This is a genomic window from Stenotrophomonas sp. GD03680 (genome assembly GCF_029844625.1).
Taxonomy (GTDB): Bacteria; Pseudomonadota; Gammaproteobacteria; order Xanthomonadales; family Xanthomonadaceae; genus Stenotrophomonas; species Stenotrophomonas maltophilia_P.
The window spans coordinates 22,284-44,534 of sequence record NZ_JAOCKC010000024.1 but is presented as its reverse complement, the minus strand read 5'-3'; the positions used below and the strand labels follow the sequence as shown (position 1 = coordinate 44,534).

20 protein-coding genes are annotated in these 22,251 nt (G+C 66.1%); 14 read left to right on the top strand and 6 right to left on the bottom strand.

Annotated features, from left to right (window positions below; all coding sequences use genetic code 11):
* Positions 1-377: 377 nt before the first annotated feature.
* Positions 378-1,289, top strand: coding sequence for a hydroxymethylbilane synthase (gene hemC / locus N5J29_RS16960; RefSeq protein ID WP_053520328.1), 912 nt, complete (start codon positions 378-380; stop codon positions 1,287-1,289).
* A 68-nt stretch (positions 1,290-1,357) separates the two neighbouring features.
* On the opposite strand, the gene N5J29_RS16955 is transcribed toward hemC, so the two are convergent.
* Positions 1,358-2,134: a DUF481 domain-containing protein gene (locus N5J29_RS16955; RefSeq protein WP_065175204.1), complete on the bottom strand. Its 777-nt coding sequence runs from the start codon at positions 2,132-2,134 to the stop codon at positions 1,358-1,360.
* Between the two features lie 106 nt (positions 2,135-2,240).
* Positions 2,241-2,843, bottom strand: a complete 603-nt coding sequence (locus tag N5J29_RS16950) for a hypothetical protein (RefSeq protein ID WP_065175203.1) — start codon at positions 2,841-2,843, stop codon at positions 2,241-2,243.
* Between the two features lie 83 nt (positions 2,844-2,926).
* Here N5J29_RS16950 and N5J29_RS16945 point away from each other — a divergent pair, with 83 nt between their 5' ends.
* Together N5J29_RS16945 and N5J29_RS16940 are read left to right on the top strand one after the other, a co-directional pair.
* Positions 2,927-3,898, top strand: a complete 972-nt coding sequence (locus tag N5J29_RS16945; RefSeq protein WP_053520325.1) for a YafY family protein — start codon at positions 2,927-2,929, stop codon at positions 3,896-3,898.
* Between the two features lie 25 nt (positions 3,899-3,923).
* Positions 3,924-4,718 carry a MetQ/NlpA family ABC transporter substrate-binding protein gene (locus N5J29_RS16940; protein WP_164150623.1) on the top strand — a complete coding sequence of 265 codons (795 nt, stop codon included), beginning with the start codon at positions 3,924-3,926 and terminating at the stop codon, positions 4,716-4,718.
* Positions 4,719-4,791: 73 nt separating this feature from the next.
* On the opposite strand, the gene glpK is transcribed toward N5J29_RS16940, so the two are convergent.
* The 3 genes from glpK to N5J29_RS16925 form a co-directional block, all read right to left on the bottom strand.
* Positions 4,792-6,291 carry a glycerol kinase GlpK gene (glpK, locus tag N5J29_RS16935; protein WP_164150625.1) on the bottom strand — a complete coding sequence of 500 codons (1,500 nt, stop codon included), beginning with the start codon at positions 6,289-6,291 and terminating at the stop codon, positions 4,792-4,794.
* Between the two features lie 63 nt (positions 6,292-6,354).
* On the bottom strand, positions 6,355-7,866 hold the full coding sequence (gene glpD / locus N5J29_RS16930) for a glycerol-3-phosphate dehydrogenase (RefSeq protein WP_164150627.1): 1,512 nt from the start codon (positions 7,864-7,866) through the stop codon (positions 6,355-6,357).
* A 158-nt stretch (positions 7,867-8,024) separates the two neighbouring features.
* Positions 8,025-8,660: an OmpW family outer membrane protein gene (locus N5J29_RS16925; RefSeq protein WP_053520322.1), complete on the bottom strand. Its 636-nt coding sequence runs from the start codon at positions 8,658-8,660 to the stop codon at positions 8,025-8,027.
* A gap of 187 nt (positions 8,661-8,847) precedes the next feature.
* On the opposite strand from N5J29_RS16925, the gene N5J29_RS16920 reads away from it, so the two are divergent.
* From N5J29_RS16920 to lpdA, 3 genes are all read left to right on the top strand, one after another.
* Positions 8,848-9,363, top strand: a complete 516-nt coding sequence (locus N5J29_RS16920) for a DNA-deoxyinosine glycosylase (protein ID WP_053518745.1) — start codon at positions 8,848-8,850, stop codon at positions 9,361-9,363.
* Positions 9,364-9,530: 167 nt separating this feature from the next.
* Entirely contained in the window at positions 9,531-11,258 is a 1,728-nt protein-coding gene (gene aceF, locus N5J29_RS16915) for a dihydrolipoyllysine-residue acetyltransferase (RefSeq protein ID WP_279924485.1), read from the top strand.
* Between the two features lie 107 nt (positions 11,259-11,365).
* Positions 11,366-13,174, top strand: coding sequence for a dihydrolipoyl dehydrogenase (gene lpdA / locus N5J29_RS16910; protein ID WP_164150630.1), 1,809 nt, complete (start codon positions 11,366-11,368; stop codon positions 13,172-13,174).
* A 1,089-nt stretch (positions 13,175-14,263) separates the two neighbouring features.
* Here lpdA and N5J29_RS16905 read toward each other — a convergent pair.
* Positions 14,264-15,082, bottom strand: coding sequence for a hypothetical protein (locus N5J29_RS16905; RefSeq protein WP_053518741.1), 819 nt, complete (start codon positions 15,080-15,082; stop codon positions 14,264-14,266).
* A 461-nt stretch (positions 15,083-15,543) separates the two neighbouring features.
* Between N5J29_RS16905 and N5J29_RS16900 the strand changes: the two genes are divergently transcribed.
* From N5J29_RS16900 to atpD, 8 genes are all read left to right on the top strand, one after another.
* Positions 15,544-15,909, top strand: coding sequence for a hypothetical protein (locus N5J29_RS16900; protein WP_180876808.1), 366 nt, complete (start codon positions 15,544-15,546; stop codon positions 15,907-15,909).
* A gap of 30 nt (positions 15,910-15,939) precedes the next feature.
* Positions 15,940-16,740, top strand: coding sequence for a F0F1 ATP synthase subunit A (atpB, locus tag N5J29_RS16895; RefSeq protein WP_053518739.1), 801 nt, complete (start codon positions 15,940-15,942; stop codon positions 16,738-16,740).
* Between the two features lie 73 nt (positions 16,741-16,813).
* Positions 16,814-17,119: a F0F1 ATP synthase subunit C gene (gene atpE, locus N5J29_RS16890; protein ID WP_005411133.1), complete on the top strand. Its 306-nt coding sequence runs from the start codon at positions 16,814-16,816 to the stop codon at positions 17,117-17,119.
* A gap of 106 nt (positions 17,120-17,225) precedes the next feature.
* Positions 17,226-17,696, top strand: coding sequence for a F0F1 ATP synthase subunit B (locus N5J29_RS16885; protein ID WP_053518738.1), 471 nt, complete (start codon positions 17,226-17,228; stop codon positions 17,694-17,696).
* A gap of 2 nt (positions 17,697-17,698) precedes the next feature.
* Positions 17,699-18,226: a F0F1 ATP synthase subunit delta gene (locus N5J29_RS16880; RefSeq protein ID WP_164150632.1), complete on the top strand. Its 528-nt coding sequence runs from the start codon at positions 17,699-17,701 to the stop codon at positions 18,224-18,226.
* Between the two features lie 44 nt (positions 18,227-18,270).
* A complete protein-coding gene (gene atpA / locus N5J29_RS16875) occupies positions 18,271-19,818 on the top strand; it encodes a F0F1 ATP synthase subunit alpha (RefSeq protein ID WP_053518735.1) in 1,548 nt (515 codons plus the stop codon).
* 81 nt (positions 19,819-19,899) lie between these two features.
* Positions 19,900-20,763 (top strand): F0F1 ATP synthase subunit gamma, encoded by an 864-nt coding sequence (gene atpG, locus N5J29_RS16870; protein WP_053518734.1) that lies wholly within the window; start codon positions 19,900-19,902, stop codon positions 20,761-20,763.
* A gap of 38 nt (positions 20,764-20,801) precedes the next feature.
* Positions 20,802-22,208 carry a F0F1 ATP synthase subunit beta gene (gene atpD, locus N5J29_RS16865; RefSeq protein ID WP_049429233.1) on the top strand — a complete coding sequence of 469 codons (1,407 nt, stop codon included), beginning with the start codon at positions 20,802-20,804 and terminating at the stop codon, positions 22,206-22,208.
* Positions 22,209-22,251: the final 43 nt, after the last annotated feature.

Genomic DNA, 22,251 nt, shown 5'->3' with positions numbered 1-22,251 from the left:
GCCCATCCCGACTCACCCTCGCGAATTTCCCGGTGACGGACGGCAACGGGTTATCGGGTGGGAGAGAGGGGTCAGATCCCTTTTCCGCAGGAAAAGGGATCTGACCCCGAGAGCCGCTGGCTGTTGCTTCTGCTTCTTTCTTTTGATCTTCCGTGGCTGGCGCACACGGAAACTGTCAGAGGCCGGGCGGGGTGGGTTGCGCAGGGGCGTGAGCCGCATGGATGCGGCGACCGAGCTTACATGGACGTGCTTGCAGCGGCCCCTGCGCAGCCCATCCCGCCCGGCCAAGCACGGCTGTTGCTTCAGCCTTGTCCCCAGCCAGCCACGAGGGGCTCCGCCGTTGGCCGTATCCGCGCCGAAGGCGCGATAATGACCGGATGGAAACCGTCCGCATCGCCACCCGCAAGAGCCCGCTCGCCCTCTGGCAGAGCGAACACGTCGCCGACCGCCTCCGCCAGGCCCATCCCGGCCTGCACGTGGAGCTGGTCCCGATGAGCACGCGCGGCGATGAAGTGCTCGACCGCTCGCTGGCCGCCATCGGTGGCAAGGGCCTGTTCCTGAAGGAACTGGAGCTGGCCATCCTGCGCGGCGACGCCGACTGCGCCGTGCATTCGCTGAAGGATGTGCCGATGGAACTGGATGCGCCGTTCGTGCTGCCGGCCATGCTGCCCCGTCATGACCCGGCCGACGGCTTCGTCTCCAACCTCTATGCCTCGCTTGATGCGTTGCCCATCGGCGCGCGCGTCGGCACGTCCTCGCTGCGCCGCCAGGCCCAGCTGCGTGCGCTGCGCCCGGACCTGGAACTGCTGGACCTGCGTGGCAACGTCAATACGCGCCTGGCCAAGCTCGACAACGGGGGCTACGACGCCATCGTGCTGGCCGTCGCCGGGCTGGAGCGCCTGGGACTGGGCGATCGGATCGTGCTGCGCCTGCAGCCGCCGCACTGGCTGCCGGCGCCGGCGCAGGGCGCCGTGGCCGTGGAGTGCGACGGCAGCAATGCGCCGCTGATGGCCTTGTTCGCTGCGCTCGATGACGCCGCGACACGCGCCTGCGTGGAAGCGGAGCGGGCAATGAACCGCGCGCTGCATGGCAGCTGCCATGTGCCGGTGGCGGCGATCGCGCAGTGGCAGGGGCAGGACCTGCACCTGCAGGGGCTGGTTGGCAGCGCCAGCGATGGCCGTGCGGTGCGCGCCGAAGGCGTGGGCCCGGCCAGCGACCCGGACGCGCTGGGCCAGCGCGTGGCGCAGAGGCTGCTCGATGGCGGGGCGGGTGAGCTGCTGAACGCCTGACCCGGCCGATTCCCTCGGCCAGGCGCTGCGGAGCAGAAACGAAAACGGGCGCCAGGCGCCCGTTTCGCTTATTTGAACTTGTAGACCACGTTCATGGTGGTCAGCGTATCGGTCTTGCGCTTGTCCACCGCGACGTCGCTGTTGTAGCGGGCCTGCCAGCCGGCCTTCAAGGCCAGGTGTTCATTCATGCTCACCGACAGGCCGAAATCGTTCTGGCCGAAGGTGTTGTACGACCCCGATTCGACCAGCAGCGTGTTGACCAGATCGGTGTTCTCGGTAAGCGAGTACTTCATGTCGAACAGGCCACGACCGATCAGCCCGGTACGGGTGCGATCATCCTCGGTGCTGTGGGTGCGGCGCACACCGGGGCCGACCTGGGCATCGAAATAGAAGCGCTCGGTACTCCACAGACGGGTGCCGTAACCCAGACCGAACGAGCTCTGGCGGTCGTAGGTGGCGAAGTCATCGCGCTCGGTACGCACCGTGGCGGTCAGCTGGCGGTGCTCGCCCAGCTGCAGCGCGCTGCCGGCGCTGCCGGTGTAGCGGTTGGCGGTGGTGTTGTTGCGGCGGGTGGTGGTGCCGTCGTCGTTGGTCTCGGTCACCTTGGAGCTGGAACGCAGGCCGAACAGGTCCATGCTGTGCACCCAGTCACCGTCGGTGTAGCGCAGGCGCAGGCGGCCGTTGAAGCTCTCGGTGCTGCTGTTGCCGCGTGCCGAGGCGAAGCCGAGCTCGCCGCCGCTGCCGCTCCAGGGCGAGGACATCGCCGCCAGTTCGGATGCATCCTGCGCGTACGCCAGCGGGGCGCAGAGCAGCAGGGGAATCAGCAGGGACACGCGCAGGGACATCGAGGCTTCTCCGAAGCGGTTAACAACCCGTGATGATACTGGAAGCGTGATGGCCGTCCGCCCCATGGCGCTGGCCGCTTCAGCAGGCGTTGTCACCGCTCCCCATTCAGGGCAGCTCGATGCGGAGGGAGGGGTCGTTGAAGCGCGAATAGCGCAGGCGCAGCTGGAACACCTTGCCGTTGCTGCTGCCGCTGCGCACGATCTGGCGTGGCAGGCCCTGCCCATCCACCCAGTACTCCAGGCGCTCGCCGGGGCCGGCGCCACGCAGCCGGTAGCGCCGGGTCTGGACCCCGTCCAGCGTCTGGCTGCCCAGATCCTCGGCCTGCAGCGCCGCGGGCGCGACGTCGGCCGGCAGCGGCGTCCGCCATTGCTCGAGCAGACCGGGCGGCGTCGGCACCTGGCGGATGGCCCCGTCGGCCTGCAGGAACATCGTGTCACCGATGATGGTCTGTGCACCGGCCGCGGTCTGTACCCGGAATCGGTCCGGGGCCACGAAGTCCATCGCACTGCGGACCGGCTGTGGCGTACCCAGCACTTCCAGTTCCGCGTGGAAGCTGCGCAGGGCGGCGAACCGTTGGCTGGCGGCCAGTACCGCCTGCGCCGGGTCGGCCTGCGGAACGACCGCGTCGCCGCCGGACGGCGCTGGGGGGCGACCACAGGCAGCCAGCAGCAGGCAGGCCAGCAGGGGCAGGGCGGGCAACCGGCGCATGGGAGGGCTTTCGCAGAGGGCGGGGCGCCCACGATAGCCCAAACCCCCCACACAAGACCCGCGACTCGGACATAATCGGGGGCATGGACCGATACGAACGCATCACCGCCCTGCATCGTCTGCTCAAGTCCGCGCGCTATCCGGTGACGGTGGCGACCCTGCAGGACAAGCTCGGTTGTTCCCGTGCCACCGTCTACCGCGACCTGGCGTTCCTGCGCGACGCGCTGATGGCGCCGATCGAGGGCGATGGTGAGGCCGGCTTCCGCTATCACGCCGACGAAAGCGACCGCTTCGAACTGCCCGGCCTCTGGCTCAGCTCGGAGGAGCTGCATGCCCTGCTGGCATCGCAGCACCTGCTGGCCCGTACCGGCGGGGGCGTGCTGTCTTCGGTGCTGGCACCGCTGCAGCAGCGCATCGAAAGCCTGCTGGCCGCCCAGGCGGGGGTTTCCAGCTGGCCGGTGGACCGGGTGCGGGTCATTCCGCATCGTGGCCGCAAATTCGACGAAGGCAGCTTCCGCAGCGTGGCTTCGGCCGTGCTCGAGCGGCGCCAGCTGGGCTTCGAGTACCGCGCCCGTTCCACCGACGAACCGACCAAGCGCACTGTTTCGCCGCAGCGCCTGACCCACTACCGCGACAACTGGTACCTCGATGCGTGGGACCACGACCGCGAGGCCCTCCGCAGCTTCGCGGTGGACCGGATCCACAAGGCGCGGGTGATCGACCACACGGCCCGTGACGTGGCCGACAGCGAACTGGACGAGCAGCTGGGTGCCAGCTACGGCATTTTCTCCGGTGCGCCGAAGGGCTGGGCCACCATCCTGTTCAGCGCCAAGGCTGCGCGCTGGGTCGCCGATGAGCACTGGCATTCCAAGCAGCAGGGCCGTTTCCTGGCCGACGGCCGCTATGAACTGAAAGTGCCTTACAGCGTGTCACGCGAACTGCTGATGGATGTGCTGCATTACGGCTCGGATGCCGAGATCGTCGAACCGACGATGCTGCGCGAGCAGGCCAAGGCGCTGCTCGAGCTGGCCCTGAGCAACTACGATAGATCCTGACCTCCCCCCGAGAATCATTCCGCCCATGAAGAAGACCCTGTTGCTGCCCCTGCTCGCCGCTGCGCTGGTCCTGACCGCCTGCGGCAAGTCCGGCGAGCCTTCGCAGAAGCTGGTGGTGGCCGCCACGGCCGTGCCGCACGCCGAAATCCTCGAGGTGGTCAAGCCGATCCTCAAGCAGGAAGGCGTGGAACTGGACGTGCGCGTGTTCAACGACTACGTGCAGCCCAACGACCAGCTGGTGCAGAAGCAGGTGGACGTGAACTACTTCCAGACCGAGCCGTACCTGGACGCCTACAACCGCGACCGCAAGACCGATCTGGTGACGGTGATCGGCGTGCACATCGAGCCGTTCGGCGCATACTCGCGCAAGATCAAGTCGCTGGCCGAACTGCGCGAAGGCGCGGATGTGGTCATCCCGAACGATCCGAGCAACAACAGCCGGGCGCTGATCCTGCTGCACAAGGCCGGTGTGATCGAGCTGAAGGATCCGACCAATGCGCTGGCAACCCAGCGCGACATCGTCTCCAATCCGAAGCAGCTGAAGTTCCGCGAGCTGGATTCGGCGATGCTGCCCCGCGTACTGGATCAGGTGGACCTGGCCCTGATCAACACCAACTATGCATTGGATGCGGGTCTGAACCCGACCCGGGATGCGCTGGCGATCGAGAGCAAGGACTCGCCGTACGTGAACTTCCTGGTGGCCCGGCCCGACAACAAGGATGATGCGCGCGTGCAGAAGCTGGCCAAGGCGCTCACCAGCGCACAGGTGAAGGCGTTCATCGAGACCAAGTACAAGGGTGCCGTGCTGCCGGCGTTCTGATGTTGGGGTAGCGCCGGTCCATGCCCGGCGGATTGGGGATTGATTCGCCGGGCATGGCCCGGCGCTACCGCCCTCAATCGACGTGGAAGGCCAGGGTGGCGGCGACCGCCTGCTGCCACCCGGCATACAGCGTCTCGCGCCGTGCTGCCGGCATCTGCGGCTCGAAACGGCGGTCCAGTCCCCATTGCGCGGCGATCTGTTCGCGGCTTTCCCAGAATCCCACCGCCAGCCCGGCCAGGTAGGCCGCGCCCAGCGCCGTGGTCTCGGTCAGCCGTGGCCGCAGCAGCGGAACGCCCAGAATATCGGCCTGGAAGCTGGCAAGGAAGTCGTTGCCGATCGCGCCGCCGTCGGCACGCAGCTCGCTCAGGCCGATACCTGCATCGGACTGCATGGCATCGAGTACATCGCGGGTCTGGTAAGCCATTGCTTCCAATGCTGCACGCACGAAGTGCGACCTGCTGGTGCCCCGGGTCAGGCCGAACATCGCTCCACGCACGTCGCTGCGCCAGTAAGGCGCACCCAGGCCCACGAACGCCGGCACCAGATAGACGCCAGCGCTGTCGCCGACCTTCGCGGCCAGCGCCTGGCTGTCGCTGGCCCGATCGATCATGCGCAGGCCGTCGCGCAGCCACTGCACCACCGAGCCGGCGATGAAGATCGACCCCTCCAGTGCGTACTCCACGCGCCCGCCCAGGCCCCAGGCGATGGTGGTCAGCAGGCCGTTGTGCGAACGCACGGCCTGCGTTCCGGTGTGCATCAGCATGAAGCAGCCGGTGCCGTAGGTGTTCTTCACCATGCCCGGCTGGAAGCAGGCCTGGCCGAACAGCGCGGCCTGCTGGTCGCCAGCGATACCGGCGATCGGAATCGGGTGGTCGAAGAAGAACTGCGGCCGGGTGTGCGCGTACACCGCGCTGGAGTCACGCACCTGCGGCAGCATGGCGCGCGGAATGTCCAGCAGCGCGAGCAGCTCGTCGTCCCAGTCCAGGGTGTGGATGTTGAACAGCAGCGTGCGTGCGGCGTTGCTGTAGTCCGTCACGTGTGCCTGGCCGCCACTGAGATTCCAGACCAGCCAGCTGTCGATGGTGCCGAACAGCAGTTCGCCACGCTCCGCGCGCTGTTGTGCGCCTTCCACGTGATCGAGGATCCAGCGCACCTTGGTGGCCGAGAAGTAGGCATCGATCAGCAGGCCGGTGCGTTCACGGATCAGCGCTTCGTGCCCCTGCGAGCGCAACCGCTCGCAGATGGCCTGGCTTTGCCGGGACTGCCAGACGATGGCGTTGTGGATCGGCTGGCCCGTGGCGCGTTCCCAGACCACGGTGGTCTCGCGCTGGTTGGTGATGCCCAGTGCGGCGATGTGGCGCGGGTCGATCTGTTCGCGGCTGAGCAGCTCGGTCAGCGTGGCGTAGACGCTGGTGAGGATCTCGCGCGGGTCATGTTCCACCCAACCGGGCTGCGGGAAAATCTGGGCGAACTCACGTTGCGCGCTGCCGACGATGTCGCCGGCGTGATCGAACAGGATCGCGCGCGAACTGGTGGTGCCCTGATCGATGGCCAGCACGTAGCGGGGCGTCATGCGGCGTCTCCGGTAGCGATGGGGAAATCCTACTGCATCGGCAGCGACGGGCCATGCCGGGTGTCACCGCGATCGGCCGGGCATGGCCTGGTGCTGCTGTTCCTCCAACCAGTCCTGCAGGCGTGCCACCTGTGCGGTGTCCAGCCGCAGTCCCAGCTTGCTCCGCCGCCACAGTATGTCCTCGGCGGTATGCGCCCATTCGTGATCGCGCAGGAACACGACCTCATGGGCGTGCAGCCCACCGCCGAAGTGTTCGCCGAGATCGTCCATGCCCTGCACCCCGTGCAGCAGCTCGGTGCTGCGGCTGCCATAGGCCTCGGCCCAGCGCCGCGTAGTGTCCTCAGGCAACCACGGTGCGAGTGTCCGCAGGTGAGAGCGTGCCTGCACGGCATCGCCCCAGTCGCTGCCCGGCAGCGGCGTCCCGGCTGCCGTCCATGCCGGCCCCATCTGCGGCAGGTGGGGCCGCAGCAGATCCAGCGCTTCTTCGGCCAGAACGCGGTAGGTGGTCAGCTTCCCCCCCAGCACGTGCACGGCGGGCGCGCCCTGCACCTGCAACTGCAGGCGATAGTCGCGGCTGAGTCGTGCCGCGCGCGGATCCGGGTCGGCCAGCAGCGGGCGCACGCCGGCAAACTGCCAGACCACCTCCGTCGCCGTGATCGGCTGGCGCAGATAGCGGTTGGCTGCCTCGCACAGGTATGTCACTTCCGAAGGCAGCACGTGGCAGCGCGCCGGATCGCCCTGATAGTCGGTGTCGGTGGTACCCACCAGCAGGTGGTCGTGGGTGAAGGGCAGCAGGAATACGACCCGTCCGTCGGGCTGCTGCAGCAGGCAGGCGCTGTCATCGGGCCAGGGCCGGCGCAGCACGATGTGGCTGCCCTGCACCAGGCGCAGGGCCGGTGTGCCGCTGCGCGCCTGCATGCGTTGCAGCAGGCCTCCGGCCCAGGGACCGGCCGCGTTGGCCACGGCATGTGCATGCACCGTCTGCTGCTGTCCCGCTGCATCGACCAGTACCGCCCGCCAGTGGCCCTGCTCGCCGTGCAGTTCGACGCAGCGGCTGCGGACCTGCACACGGGCACCGCGTTGCGCGGCATCCAGCGCGTTGAGCAGGACCAGGCGTGCATCGTCCACCTGCGCGTCGGCATAGCTGAAGGCCTGGTGCAACGATGGCGACAGCCACGTGCCCAACGGGTCGTGTGGCAGGTGCAGTGCGCGCGAAGCCGGAAACGCTGCGCCGCGATGGCCGAGGTGGTCATACAGCCACAGGCCGAGCCGCAGCATCCAGCGTGGCCGCAGGTGGGGTTCCCAGGGCAGCACGAAGCGCAGCGGCCGGACCAGGCAGGGCGCCTGCCTGCGGAGCACATCGCGTTCGCCGAGCGCCTTGCGCACCAGGCCGAACTCGCCCTGTTCCAGGTAGCGCAGCCCGCCATGGACCAGCTTGCTGCTGGCGCTGGAGGTATGTGACGCAAGATCGTGCTGCTCGCAGAGCAGCACGCGCAGGCCGCGGCCTGCGGCATCGCGCGCGATGCCGGCGCCGTTGATGCCACCTCCGATCACCAGCAGGTCGACGTTGTCCATCACGATCACCGGCCTTCCGTCCTTTGCAGAGTCAAGCCCTGCTCGACGTCCGGAGAAAAGCAGTCGAGCACGGCCCGACTCTACACAGAACGCGGGTGACGGAAACGACGACGGGCCCCGAAGGGCCCGTCGCGTACAGACAGTGAAGCAGGCGGTGCTTAGAAGCGGGCGCCGATACCCACGCCGACAGTCCACGGATCCAGCTTGGCTTCGCCGATCTTCTCGCCACCCACCTTCACGTCCGGGCGGGCGCGCATGTAGCGGGCATCAGCACGGGCGAACCAGGTGGAGTTGATGTTCATGTCGACGCCGACGGTGCCGATCACGCCCTTGGCATCCTTCAGGCGGATGTCGGAGCTGCTGCCGTCAGCCAGCGATTCGTTGCTGAAGGCCGACTGGAAGTAGCCCACGCCCACGAACGGACGGAACACGTTGTCGGCCTGGCCGAAGTGGTACTGGCCGCTCAGTGCGACCGGCTGCTGCTCGACGCTGCCCAGGCGGGTGTTGCCCGGACCCTTGACGCGGTGATCGAACTTGTCGGCAGCGCCCCACAGCTCAACGGCCCAGTTGTCGTTGACGTAGTAGCTGAAGCTGACGGTCGGCGCCGGGCCGCCATCGAGCTTCTTGACGCCGGTGATCGGATCATTCTTCGGCTGCAGCAGCGTGACGCCGCCAACCACGGCAAAATGCTTGCCCGAGGCGGTGTCGGTGGTGCTGCTGTCCTGGGCGAAAGCGGCCGGCGCGAAGGCGGCGGAGGTCAGCAGGGCGAGACTCAGGATACGGATGGAGCGCATGGGGGTATCTCCTAATGTTTCTTGTTTTTGGGCCCCCGGTTGCGGGGCGAGCACACCGTAGTCGCCTCAACATGAATCGAATCCGACGCGCGTTAAAAAATAGTTCGCTCTGTTCAGCGATGAGTTCGAAAAGCCTGTTTTCATGGGGTTTTTGCTCTGGAGGAATGTTCATGCAGTTGCACAAACCGTGAGCGCGCCAACGCTCTGCACCGGCCTGCCCGCGCAGGTGAACACGCGATCGCGCGTGTTGCTGCTTGGTTCGATGCCGGGTGCTGCGTCGCTGCACGCTGGCCAGTACTACGCGCATCCACGCAATCGTTTCTGGCCGCTCATGTCCGATATCTGCGGCTTTGACGCCGGTTTGCCCTATCCGCAACGCATGCGCGCGCTGAACGCCGCCGGTGTCGGGGTGTGGGATGTGATCGGCCGATGCGAGCGCCGGGGCAGCCTGGATGCGGACATCGTGCGTGGCACGGAAGTGGCCAACGCGCTGCCGGAACTGATCGCCCTGCTGCCTGAGCTGCAGCTGATCGGCTGCAATGGTGCTGCGTCGATGCAGGCATTCCAGCGCTGGGTGCTGCCTGTCCTGGGGGCGCCACCGCGTGTGCTGGCGCTGCCCTCGACCAGCCCGGCCAATGCGGCCTGGTCGCTGCAGCGCCTGCGTCAGGCCTGGCAGCCGGTGGCCGATGCACTGGCGACATGAAGCGGACATCGTGCGGACAATACGCTACCCACTGGAGGTGCCTGCGCCCCATGGGCAACAGCGTGTCCCGGCTGCGTGCGTACTGAAAACACCTGTAACGGTTGGCGCTGGCCCCCGCTGGCCGCACAATAGACGTTTCCCTACACCAGATTGCCGGAGTTATCCCCATGGCCGAAATCAAGGAAGCACTTGTCCCCGATATCGGTGACTACAGCGATATCCCGGTAATCGAGGTGCTTGTCGCCGTTGGCGATACGGTCAGGAAGGACCAGGGCCTGGTGACGCTGGAAAGCGACAAGGCGACCATGGAAGTGCCGTCTTCGGTGGCCGGTGTGGTCAAGGAGATCAAGGTCAAGGTGGGTGACACCCTGTCCGAGGGCAAGGTCGTGGCGCTGATCGAAGTGGCGGCAGACGAGGCCGCAGCGCCGGCCGCTCCGGCCGCTCCGGCCCCGGCCCCGGCCCCGGCCAAGGCCGCTGCCCCGGCGGCGGCCACCCAGAGCGCCCCGGCCCCGGCGGCTGCCGCGCCGGCCGCCCCGGCTGCCGGTGGCGGTGCGGTTGAAGCCCGGGTGCCGGACATCGGCGATTACACCGACATCCCGGTCATCGAAGTGCTGGTCGCCGTGGGCGACACCGTCAAGAAGGATCAGGGCCTGGTCACGCTGGAAAGCGACAAGGCGACCATGGAAGTGCCGTCCTCGGTGGCCGGTGTGGTCAAGGAACTGAAGGTCAAGGTGGGGGACACCCTGTCGCAGGGCAATGTGGTGGCCATCATCGAAGCCGAGGGTGCTGCTGCGCCGGCGCCGACCCGCGAAGCGGCTGCGGCGGCCCCGGCCGCTGCCGAGACCGCCACCCAGGTCGAGCCGGTCGCTGTGCCCGCCCAGCCGGACAAGCTGGCGGCTCGTGAGATCGCGTCGGCCGGCGCTCCGTCCAGCCCGCCCGTACAGTTCAACGCCGATGGCGTGCTGCCGGCCAAGGTGCCGTATGCCACCCCGGCGGTGCGCGTGTTCGCCCGCGAGCTGGGCGTGGACCTGCTGCAGATCAGCGGTACCGAGAAGGGCGGGCGCATCACCAAGGGTGACGTGCAGAAATTCGTCAAGGCCGCGCTCAGTGGTGGCGTTCCGGCCGCGGGCGGCACCGCTGCCGCCGCAGGCGGTGGGCTGAACCTGCTGCCGTGGCCGAAGGTCGATTTCGGCAAGTTCGGCGAGACCGAAGTGCAGCCGCTGTCGCGCATCAAGAAGATCTCCGGCGCGAACCTGGCCCGCAACTGGGCGATGATTCCGCACGTCACCCAGTTCGACCAGGCCGACATCACCGATCTGGAAGCACTGCGCGTGGCACTGAACAAGGAGAACGAGAAGGCCGGCATCAAGCTGACCATGCTCGCCTTCCTGATCAAGGCCAGCGCCGCAGCGCTGAAGAAGTTCCCGGAGTTCAACGCCTCGCTGGACGCCAGCGGCGAGAACCTGACCCTGAAGAAGTACTTCAACATCGGGTTCGCCGCCGATACGCCGAACGGCCTGGTCGTGCCGGTGATCCGCGACGTCGACAAGAAGGGCGTGGTGCAGATCGCGCAGGAAACCGGCGAGCTGGCCAAGAAGGCGCGCGACGGCAAGCTGGGCCCGGCCGACATGAGTGGCGGCTGCTTCTCGATCAGCTCGCTGGGCGGGATCGGTGGCACCGCGTTCACCCCGATCGTCAATGCGCCGGAAGTGGCCATCCTGGGCGTGTCCAAGTCCTCCATCCAGCCGGTCTGGAATGGCAAGGAATTCGCACCGAAGCTGCTGCTGCCGCTGTCGCTGAGCTACGACCACCGCGTCATCGATGGCGCCCTGGCCGCACGCTTCACCACGTACCTGTCGCAGGTACTGGCCGACATGCGTCGCGTGCTGCTGTAAGGCACCCGCTTCGCCCCCACCGTGTGGCCGTCGCCCTTGGCGCGGCCGCCTGACGAAACGCAGTGACAGCCCGCCGGCCACCCCGGCCGGGCATGAGGAAAACCACCATGGCCACGATTGAAGTCAAGGTTCCCGACATCGGCGATTACAGCGATGTGCCGGTGATCGAAGTGTTGGTCGCCGTCGGCGATACGGTGAAGAAGGACCAGGGCCTGGTGACCCTGGAATCGGACAAGGCCACGCTGGAAGTGCCGTCCTCGGCCGCCGGTGTGGTCAAGGAACTGAAGGTCAAGCTCGGCGATACGCTGTCCGAGGGGGCCGTGGTGGTCCTGCTGGACACCGAAGGAGCCGCCGAGGCCCCGGCCAAGGCAGCCGCACCTGCGCCTGCGGCCGCCGCCCCGGCCAGCAAGCCGCCGGTGACCCCGTCGCATCGTGCCCCGGCCGAACCGGCCGCACCGAAGCCGGCACTGGCCAGCGGCAAGCCGGCCGACATCGAATGCGAGATGGTCGTGCTGGGCTCCGGCCCGGGCGGCTACACCGCCGCGTTCCGCGCAGCCGATGTCGGCCTGGATACGGTACTGGTCGAGCGCTACGCCAGCCTCGGCGGCGTCTGCCTCAACGTCGGCTGCATTCCGTCCAAGGCACTGCTGCATGCGGCGGCGGTCATCGATGAAGTCGCCCATGCCGGCGATTTCGGCGTGGAGTTCGGCAAGCCGACGATCACGCTGGACAAGCTGCGCCAGTACAAGGAAAAGGTCGTCAACCAGCTGACCAAGGGTCTGGCTGGCATGGCCAAGCAGCGCAAGGTGCGCAACGTGCAGGGTGTCGGTCGGTTCCTGTCGGCCAACGAGCTGGAGATCACCGCCGCTGACGGCAGCACGCAGCTGCTGCGCTTCCAGAAGTGCATCATCGCCGCCGGTTCGCAGGCGGTGAAGCTGCCTAACTTCCCGTGGGGCGACAAGCGTGTGATGGATTCCACCGACGCGCTGGAGCTGGCCGAAGTGCCGGGTTCGCTGCTGGTTGTCGGTGGCGGCATCATCGGCCTGGAAATGGCGACCGTGTACGGTGCGCTGGGCAGCAAGGTTACCGTGGTCGAATTCATGGACCAGCTGATGCCGGGCGCCGACAAGGACCTGGTCAAGCCGCTGGCCGACCGCCTGAAGAAGCAGGGCATCGACGTTCACCTGAAGACCAAGGCGTCGGGCGTCACCGCCGATGCCAAGGGCATCACCGTGACCTTCGAGGCGGCCGAGGAAGGGCAGTCGCCGGCGCTGGCGCAGGGGACCTTCGACCGCGTGCTGGTCGCCGTGGGTCGTTCGCCGAATGGCAAGAAGATCGATGCCGAGAAGGCTGGCGTGCAGGTCACCGAGCGTGGCTTCATCCCGGTTGACCGGCAGATGCGTACCAACGTGCCGCACATCTTCGCCATTGGTGACATCGTCGGCAACCCGATGCTGGCCCACAAGGCCACGCACGAGGGCAAGCTGGCGGCTGAGGTGGCGGCCGGCCACAAGAAGGAGTGGGTGGCCCGCGTGATTCCGTCGGTGGCCTACACCAATCCGGAGATCGCCTGGGTGGGCGTGACCGAGACCGAGGCCAAGGCCAAGGGCCTGAAGGTCGGCGTGGCCAAGTTCCCGTGGGCGGCCAGTGGCCGCGCGATCGGCATCGGTCGCACCGAGGGCTTCACCAAGCTGATCTTCGACGAAGAGACCCACCGCATCATCGGTGGCGCGATCGTCGGTGTGCATGCCGGTGACCTGCTGGCCGAGATCGGTCTGGCGATCGAGATGGGCGCGGAAGCTGAAGACATCGGCCACACCATCCATGCCCATCCGACGCTGAGTGAATCGGTGGCGATGGCTTCGGAAATCTACGACGGCACGATCACCGATCTGTACATGCCGAAGAAGAAGTAAGGCGCTTGCGCCGGGCCATGCCCGGTGAAACGGAAAGCCCGGCGAAAGCCGGGTTTTTTGTTGGTGGCTTCTGTGGCTTCGGTGACTGTGGTCGCGAGCTTCCGGGCCGCTGCGCGGGTGGCAGGCATTTGGACACATGTCCCCCGTCGCCAGCCTGCGGCGGTCGCCTCCTCCTTTACTGTGTCCAAACGCCTGCCACCCACGCAGCGGCTCGGCGTGCGGACGCTCCAGCAGAGCCAGTTCAACAGACGCGTGGAGGCCTGACACGCGGAGGGAGAGGGGGCTGCGTGCGAAGTAAAGGAGGAGGTGACGGCCGCAGGCCGGCGCCGGGGGACATTCGCATGCAGCCTCCTTTCCCTCCTGCGCGCCAGCGATCCTGCGAGTGCGGCCTATGTGATCGCGAGCTTCCGGGCCTCTGCGCAGGCGGCAGGCATTTGGACACATGTCCCCCGTCGTCCGCCTGCGGCGGTCGCCTCCTCCTTTACTGTGTCCAAACGCCTGCCACTCACGCAGCGGCTCGGCTTGCGGAGGGTGCAGCCGCAGAGCCAGTTCAACAGACGCGTGGAGGCCTGACACGCGGAGGGAGAGGGGGCTGCGTGCGAAGTAAAGGAGGAGGTGACGGCCGCAGGCCGGTGCCGGGGGACATTCGCATGCAGCCTCCTCTCACTCCTGCGCGCCCGCGATCCAGCGATTGCTGCATGTGTAATCGCGAGCGTCCGGGCCGCTGCACAGGCGGCAGGCATTTCGACACATGTCCCCCGTCGTCCGCCTGCGGCGGTCGCCTCCTCCTTTACTGTGTCCAAACGCCTGCCACTCACGCAGCGGCTCGGCTTGCGGAGGGTGCAGCCGCAGAGCCAGTTCAACAGACGCGTGGAGGCCTGACACGCGGAGGGAGAGGGGGCTGCGTGCGAAGTAAAGGAGGAGGTGACGGCCGCAGGCCGGCGCCGGGGGACATTCGCATGCAGCCCCCTCTCCCTCCAGCGCTCGACCATGCCGCTTTACCCCGGCAGGACAAAGCAGCACAAAAAAACGCGGCCCCCGATGTTCCGGAGGCCGCGCCAGGAGAGAGTGCGATGGAAGGGGCAGGAATCAGAACACGAAGCTGACGCCGGCCACCGGGCCCTTGAATTCCTGCTTCAGACCGATGGTGCCGTCGCTGCCCTTCTTGTCCGCATCCAGCTTGAACCAGTCGTAGCCGGCGAACAGGCCGAAGTTCTTGGTCAGGCGGTAATCGACGATGGCATTGGCGCGGCTCAGGTCACCCTTGTAGTCGTCGAAGCTGCCCCAGCGGGTGTTGAGGTACTGACCCTGCAGGGTGATCATCCACTTCTCGGACGGGGTGAAGCTCAGGCGTGCACCGACCACCGGTGCCACACCGTCGGTCTTCTCGTCCAGGAACTGGCCTTCATACACGGTGCCCAGGTCCGCATAGCCCTTGGTGCTGACCTTGGCGTACTCCGCACCCAGCTGCAGGCCCAGATCGAAGGTGTCGGTGTCGACAACGGAGTAGTCGTAGACCAGGCTGGCCACCTGGTACTTCAGCTCGGCCTTGACGAAGCTGTCAGCCGGCACGTTGACGCCGCCGAAGGAGATGTCCTGGCCCAGCGTCTCGCGGCGGTCCTTGTCGTACTTGAAGTAGTTGAACAGGAAGCGCTGGCGGTCGCTGAGGCGGAACATGCCGTCTACCCGCGGTTCCCATTCCTTGCCGCCGAGCTTGAAATCTTCCGAGAAACCGACGTCCTGGCCGGCGACAGTGGTGTTGCCGCGCAGCGTGTTGTCCGAATCGATGTTCATCGCACCCAGGCGCAGGGCGAAACGGTCATCGCCTTCGGCGGCATGGGCGGCGCTGGCGAACGATGCGCCGGCGGCAAGCAGGGAGAGGGCGAGCAGGGTGGGGACGGAGCGCATCGAAAGAGTCCTTGCAGTGGTTCATCAGAATGAAGCCCACTGTGCAGGACGCGCTCGTCCACCATGCGTGAACGTATGGTCGATGGCGTGTGCACGGTTCAGCGCTGTCACGACCATGAAAAAGGATGGCCCCGGAGCCGGGCTTCGGGGCCATCGTGGACCTGCGGGGCGAAGCGTCGACGAGGTTGCTGCAGGCAGGTCGGAAGGTCGGACCGGCAAGGTCGCGGAAAGTTCCCAGGCGTGCGACCAAAGTTCAATACGCTGCACCGCAGCATCATGTGGACGTCATTGTCCCTTGGGCGGCACGCAAAAATGTAACCGTTACCGCAACTTGCGCCCTTCCGGGATGAACAGGCAGCGGTTGTCTCGCAAATTGTCCCATTGCTATAATTTGGCGGCTCGATGAGGCCCCCCTGCTGTAGCCGCCTCAGCCCTCCACTTGCAACCACGCGGGACGTCCTGTGCTGAACTCCGTTGAAGCGGGTCGGCGACTGATGCTGCGCGCCGCGGTCTACCCGCTGGCCGCAGTGGCTGTCCTGGCCCTGGCCTTCCTGCTGGTAGGGCCGAAGTACGCGCTCGGTGCCCTGGCATCCGGCGTGGCGATCTCGGCCGGTGGCTGGGTCGCGGCACGGATGGCGCTGGGCGGGGGTGCCCTGGCTGCGGGGTCGGCAATGGCACGGCTGATCATTGCGATCGTGGCGAAGTGGGTAGTCGTTTTCGGCGTCCTGCTGGTGGGGTTCCTGGTCTTCAAGCTGCCTGCATTGGCGCTGTTGGCCGGTATCGCCGTCGGCTTGATGTTCCAGGTCCTGGCGATGGCCAGGCGTTGACAGAATTCAATTAACTAAGGTTCCGGACACATGGCGGGCGAGGCTCTAACCCCTACCAGCTACATCCAGCATCACCTGCAGAACCTGACCGCACCGGTCGGCAACGGCGACGGGATGTTCTGGCATATCCACGTCGATACCTTCCTCACCGCGGTCCTGATGGGCCTGGTGATCGTGGTCGCCTTCTGGCTGGGCACCCGCAAGGCCACGGCTGGCGTGCCGGGCAAGTGGCAGGCCTTCGTGGAGATCTGCCTGGAGTTCGTCGACCGCCAGGCCAAGGACACCTACCACGGCAAGAGCAAGCTGGTCACGCCGATCGCCATCACGATCTTCTTCTGGATCCTGATGATGAACCTCATCAAGATGATCCCGGCCGACTTCATCGCCAAGCCGCTGGAGCTGGCGGGCATCCATTACTGGAAGCCGGTGCCGACCGCCGACGTCAATGCCACCCTGGGCATGGCCATCAGCGTGTTCTTCCTGATGCTGTTCTTCGCGCTGAAGTCCAAGGGACTGGGCGGCTTCATCAAGGAGTTCCTGACGGCTCCGTTCGGCAAGTGGATGATGCCGTTCAACCTGATCCTCAACATCGTCGAGTGGCTGAGCAAGCCGATCTCCCTGGCGATGCGACTGTTCGGCAACATGTTCGGCGGCGAAATCGTGTTCCTGCTGATCTGGGTGCTGGGTGGTGCCGGTTTCTTCGGCGCCATTGCCGGTGGTGCGTTCGGCCTCGGCTGGATGCTGTTCCACCTGCTGGTGATCCCGCTGCAGGCCTTCATCTTCATGATGCTGTCGATCGTGTACCTGAGCCTGTCGGAAGACGCTCACTGAGTTTCAAGCTTCAACGCGTTTCAACCTTCATCCGTTTCATCACCCTTAGCAACTTAAGTTCCTGGAGATAACCATGTACTTCGCCGTCCTGACCAACTTCGCGCAGATTCAGAGCTCCACCGCCCTCGCCGTCGGCATCATGATCGGCCTGGCCGCGCTGGGCGCCGGTCTGGGTCTGGCCATCATGGCTGGTAAGTTCCTGGAGTCGGCCGCCCGCCAGCCGGAACTGATCCCGGTCCTGCAGGTCCGCATGTTCATCACCGCCGGCCTGATCGACGCCGCGTTCATCATCTCGGTCGCCGTCGGCCTGCTGCTGGCCTTCGCCAACCCGCTGTCGGCCGCCTTCGCCGGTGCCGTCACCAAGGCTCTGGCCGGCTGATACAGCGGTTTGAGACGACCGGGTGCTGATGCACCCGGTTTCGGATGAAGGCCGGATGCGCCGCCCCGGCGGCGCGTCCACCCCGAAACCAGCGATCGAGCTAACCATGAATATCAATTTCACCCTTCTTGCGCAGGCGCTCGCCTTCGCTGGTCTGATCTGGATCATCGCGACCAAGATCTGGCCGCCGCTGATGAACGCGATCGAAGAGCGCCAGCAGAAGATTGCTGAAGGCCTCGCTGCTGCCGACCGCAGCCAGAAAGATCTGGCCCAGGCGCAGGAGAAGGTCAACGAAGCGCTGAAGGAAGCCCGCACCAAGGCCAACGAGATCATCGACCAGGCCCACGCGCGCGCCAACCAGATCGTCGACGCAGCCCGTACCGAAGCGATCACCGAAGCCACCCGCCAGAAGGAACTGGCCCAGGCTGAGATCGACGCCGCCGCCAACCGTGCCCGTGAAGATCTGCGCAAGCAGGTGTCCGCGCTGGCCGTGACCGGTGCCGAAAAGCTGCTCAAGCGCGAAATCGACGCCAACGCCCACAAGGCGCTGCTCGACGAGCTGGCCTCGGAGATCTAAGGATGAGCCAGGCCCTCACGCTTGCCCGCCCGTACGCCCGCGCCGCGTTCGCGACCGCGCGCGACGAAGGCGCGTTCGCGCCGTGGTCGGACGCCCTGGCGTTCTCCGCCCACGTCGCCGCCGACCCGCGCGTGGCGGCCCTGCTCGCCAACCCGGAGCTCGGTCGTGACGACGCTGTCGCCCTGCTGGCGCCGGCGACCCACGGCGAAAGCTTCTCGCGCTTCCTGGCCATCCTGGCCGAATCGCATCGTCTGCCGCTGCTGCCGGAGATCTCCGGCATGTTCGACGCCCTGCGCGCCGAATCCGAGCACGTGGTCAAGGCCACCGTGACCTCGGCCGCCGAACTGTCGGCCGGCGAGCTGGACGCGATCAAGGTCGCGCTGCGCAAGCGCTTCAACCGCGAGGTCGATGTGACCACCGCGGTCGATGCCTCGCTGATCGGCGGCGCCGTGATCGACGCCGGCGACGTGGTCATCGATGGTTCGCTGAAGGGCAAGCTGGCCCGCCTGCAGACCGCGCTCGCTAACTGAATTCATTTAACGTCCGGCCCCGCTGCCGGCACTAGGACTTGACGATGGCAACCACGCTCAACCCCTCCGAAATCAGCGAACTGATCAAGAACCGCATCGAGAAGGTCAAGCTGGCCGCGGAATCGCGCAACGAAGGCACCGTGACCAGCGTGTCCGACGGCATCGTGCGCATCTTCGGTCTGGCCGACGTGATGCAGGGCGAAATGATCGAACTGCCGAACAACACCTTCGCCCTGGCCCTGAACCTGGAGCGCGACTCGGTCGGCGCCGTGGTCCTGGGTGACTACGAGCACCTGCGCGAAGGCGACGTCGCCAAGACCACCGGCCGCATCCTGGAAGTGCCGGTCGGTCCGGAACTGCTGGGCCGCGTCGTCAACGCGCTCGGCGAGCCGATCGACGGCAAGGGCCCGCTGGGCACCGACGTGACCGCTCCGGTGGAGCGTGTTGCTCCGGGCGTGATCTGGCGCAAGTCGGTCGACCAGCCGGTGCAGACCGGTTACAAGTCGGTCGACTCGATGATCCCGATCGGCCGTGGCCAGCGCGAGCTGATCATCGGTGACCGCCAGACCGGCAAGACCGCCATGGCGATCGACGCGGTGATCAACCAGAAGGGCACCGGCATCAAGTGCGTGTACGTTGCGATCGGCCAGAAGGCATCGACCATCGCCAACATCGTGCGCAAGCTGGAAGAAAACGGCGCCCTGGCCCACACCATCGTCGTGGCCGCCACCGCGTCCGAATCGGCTGCGATGCAGTACATCAGCGCCTACTCGGGCTGCACCATGGGCGAGTACTTCATGGACCGCGGCGAAGACGCGCTGATCGTGTACGACGATCTGTCCAAGCAGGCCGTTGCCTACCGCCAGATCTCGCTGCTGCTGAAGCGCCCGCCGGGCCGTGAAGCCTACCCGGGCGACGTGTTCTACCTGCACTCGCGCCTGCTGGAACGCGCTGCCCGCGTGTCCGAGGAGTACGTCGAGAAGTTCACCGAAGGCAAGGTCACCGGCAAAACCGGTTCGCTGACCGCGCTGCCGATCATCGAAACCCAGGCCGGCGACGTGTCCGCCTTCGTTCCGACCAACGTGATCTCGATCACCGACGGCCAGATCTTCCTGGAAACCGACCTGTTCAACGCCGGCATCCGCCCGGCCGTGAACGCCGGTATCTCGGTGTCGCGCGTCGGTGGTTCGGCGCAGACCAAGATCATCAAGAAGCTGTCGGGCGGCATCCGCATCTCGCTGGCCCAGTACCGTGAGCTGGCTGCGTTCGCGCAGTTCGCTTCGGATCTGGACGAAGCCACCCGCAAGCAGCTGGAACGTGGCCAGCGCGTCACCGAGCTGATGAAGCAGAAGCAGTACGCGCCGATGTCGATCGCCAACCAGGCGCTGTCGATCTACGCCGTCAACGAGGGTTACCTCGACGACGTGCCGGTCAACAAGCTGCTGGCGTTCGAAGAGGGCCTGCACGCCCACTTCGCCAACACCCAGGGCGAGCTGATCAACAAGGTCAACGCCACCGGCGGCTGGGACAACGATATCGAAGGTGCCTTCAAGAAGGGCATCGCCGACTTCAAGACCACCGGCAGCTGGTAACAGCGCATGGGGAACGGGGCCTGGCCCCGTTCCACCGTTGAACAACGCGGGGCATCAGCCCCGCGCCACGGGAAACAAGAGATGGCAAGCGGACGCGAAATCAAAACCAAGATCAAGAGCGTGCAGAACACCCGCAAGGTGACGCGCGCCCTGGAGATGGTCTCGGCCTCCAAGATCCGCAAGGCGCAGGATCGGATGAAGACCTCGCGTCCGTACGCGCAGGCGATGAAGCAGGTGATCGGCCACCTGGCGCAGGCCAGCACCGATTACCAGCATCCGTTCCTGGTCGAGCGCGAGCAGGTCAAGCGGGTCGGTTTCATCGTGATCTCCTCCGATCGCGGCCTGGCCGGCGGCCTGAACAACAACCTGTTCCGCAAGATGCTGGGCGAAGCCAAGGCATGGCAGGACAAGGGTGCGGAAGTGGATCTGGTGACCATCGGCCAGAAGGCATCGACCTTCTTCCGCCGCGTCAAGGTCAATATGGTCGGCAGCGTGACCCACATCGGCGACGTGCCGAAGCTGGAATCGCTGATCGGTGTGATCAAGGTCATGCTCGACGCCTTCACTGAAGGCAAGGTCGACCGCGTGTACCTGGTCTACAACCGCTTCGTGAACACCATGACGCAGAAGGCCAGCTTCGATCAGCTGCTGCCGCTGCCGGCGGCCGAGAAGCAGGTCGCGCACCACGACTGGGATTACCTGTACGAACCCGATGCCGCGACCGTGCTCGAGCACGTGATGACGCGTTACATCGAGTCGCTGGTGTACCAGGCATTGCTGGAAAACGTCGCCTCCGAACATGCCGCACGCATGGTCGCGATGAAGGCGGCGAGCGACAACGCCAACAAGCTGATCGGTACGCTGCAGCTCGTCTACAACAAGGCGCGCCAGGCAGCGATCACCCAGGAAATCTCCGAAATCGTCGGCGGCGCGGCAGCAGTCTGACCGCGTTCGTTCAAAGCACACATTTAGAGGATGCAGCAATGAGTCAGGGCAAGATCGTTCAGATCATCGGCGCGGTCGTCGACGTCGAATTCCCGCGTGAGTCGGTGCCGAAGGTGTACGACGCACTGAAGGTCGACAACACCGAAATCACCCTTGAAGTCCAGCAGCAGCTGGGCGACGGCGTGGTGCGTACCATCGCCCTCGGTTCCACCGATGGCCTGAAGCGCAACCTGGTCGCCACCAACACCGGTCGTGGCATCTCGGTGCCGGTCGGCGCCGGCACCCTGGGCCGCATCATGGACGTGCTGGGCCGTCCGATCGACGAAGCCGGCCCGGTCGCTGCCAGCGACAACTGGGAAATCCACCGTGCGGCACCGTCGTACGAAGACCAGTCCCCGGCCACCGAGCTGCTGGAAACCGGCATCAAGGTCATCGACCTGATGTGCCCGTTCGCCAAGGGCGGCAAGGTCGGCCTGTTCGGCGGCGCCGGCGTCGGCAAGACCGTCAACATGATGGAACTGATCAACAACATCGCCAAGGCGCACAGCGGTCTGTCCGTGTTCGCCGGCGTGGGTGAGCGTACCCGTGAGGGCAACGACTTCTACCACGAAATGAAGGACTCCAACGTCCTCGACAAGGTGGCGATGGTGTACGGCCAGATGAACGAGCCGCCGGGCAACCGCCTGCGCGTCGCGCTGACCGGCCTGACCATGGCCGAGTACTTCCGCGACGAGAAGGACGAGAACGGCAAGGGCAAGGACGTGCTGCTGTTCGTCGACAACATCTACCGCTACACCCTGGCCGGTACCGAAGTGTCGGCACTGCTGGGTCGTATGCCGTCCGCCGTGGGTTACCAGCCGACCCTGGCCGAGGAAATGGGCGTCCTGCAGGAGCGCATCACCTCGACCAAGAACGGTTCGATCACCTCGATCCAGGCCGTCTACGTTCCCGCGGACGACCTGACCGACCCGTCGCCGGCGACCACCTTCGCCCACCTGGACTCGACCGTGACCCTGTCGCGTTCGATCGCCTCGCTGGGTATCTACCCGGCCGTCGATCCGCTGGACTCCACCAGCCGCCAGATGGACCCGCTGGTCATCGGCCACGAGCACTACGACACCGCCCAGCGCGTCCAGCAGACCCTGCAGAAGTACAAGGAACTGAAGGACATCATCGCCATCCTGGGCATGGACGAACTGTCCGAAGAAGACAAGCAGGCCGTGTCGCGCGCCCGCAAGATCGAGCGCTTCTTCAGCCAGCCGTTCCACGTGGCCGAAGTGTTCACCGGTTCGCCGGGCAAGTACGTGCCGCTGAAGGACACCATCCGTGGCTTCAAGGCCATCGTCGATGGCGAGTACGACCACCTGCCGGAGCAGGCGTTCTACATGGTCGGCGGCATCGAAGAAGCGGTCGAGAAGGCCAAGAAGATGGCCGAGAAGGCCTGATCCGGGAGGGGCGGGAGCGATCCTGCCCGACCTGACGCCGGCG

Coding starts and splice junctions, on each gene's coding strand:
- atpD (WP_049429233.1), top strand. CDS start 20,802: ATGAGTCAGGGCAAGATCGTTCAGATCATCGGCGCGGTCGTCGACGTC.
- atpE (WP_005411133.1), top strand. CDS start 16,814: ATGTACTTCGCCGTCCTGACCAACTTCGCGCAGATTCAGAGCTCCACC.
- N5J29_RS16905 (WP_053518741.1), bottom strand. CDS start 15,082: ATGCGCTCCGTCCCCACCCTGCTCGCCCTCTCCCTGCTTGCCGCCGGC.
- N5J29_RS16925 (WP_053520322.1), bottom strand. CDS start 8,660: ATGCGCTCCATCCGTATCCTGAGTCTCGCCCTGCTGACCTCCGCCGCC.
- atpB (WP_053518739.1), top strand. CDS start 15,940: ATGGCGGGCGAGGCTCTAACCCCTACCAGCTACATCCAGCATCACCTG.
- atpG (WP_053518734.1), top strand. CDS start 19,900: ATGGCAAGCGGACGCGAAATCAAAACCAAGATCAAGAGCGTGCAGAAC.
- atpA (WP_053518735.1), top strand. CDS start 18,271: ATGGCAACCACGCTCAACCCCTCCGAAATCAGCGAACTGATCAAGAAC.
- aceF (WP_279924485.1), top strand. CDS start 9,531: ATGGCCGAAATCAAGGAAGCACTTGTCCCCGATATCGGTGACTACAGC.
- N5J29_RS16950 (WP_065175203.1), bottom strand. CDS start 2,843: ATGCGCCGGTTGCCCGCCCTGCCCCTGCTGGCCTGCCTGCTGCTGGCT.
- N5J29_RS16945 (WP_053520325.1), top strand. CDS start 2,927: ATGGACCGATACGAACGCATCACCGCCCTGCATCGTCTGCTCAAGTCC.
- glpK (WP_164150625.1), bottom strand. CDS start 6,291: ATGACGCCCCGCTACGTGCTGGCCATCGATCAGGGCACCACCAGTTCG.
- glpD (WP_164150627.1), bottom strand. CDS start 7,866: ATGGACAACGTCGACCTGCTGGTGATCGGAGGTGGCATCAACGGCGCC.
- lpdA (WP_164150630.1), top strand. CDS start 11,366: ATGGCCACGATTGAAGTCAAGGTTCCCGACATCGGCGATTACAGCGAT.
- N5J29_RS16880 (WP_164150632.1), top strand. CDS start 17,699: ATGAGCCAGGCCCTCACGCTTGCCCGCCCGTACGCCCGCGCCGCGTTC.
- N5J29_RS16955 (WP_065175204.1), bottom strand. CDS start 2,134: ATGTCCCTGCGCGTGTCCCTGCTGATTCCCCTGCTGCTCTGCGCCCCG.
- hemC (WP_053520328.1), top strand. CDS start 378: ATGGAAACCGTCCGCATCGCCACCCGCAAGAGCCCGCTCGCCCTCTGG.
- N5J29_RS16940 (WP_164150623.1), top strand. CDS start 3,924: ATGAAGAAGACCCTGTTGCTGCCCCTGCTCGCCGCTGCGCTGGTCCTG.
- N5J29_RS16885 (WP_053518738.1), top strand. CDS start 17,226: ATGAATATCAATTTCACCCTTCTTGCGCAGGCGCTCGCCTTCGCTGGT.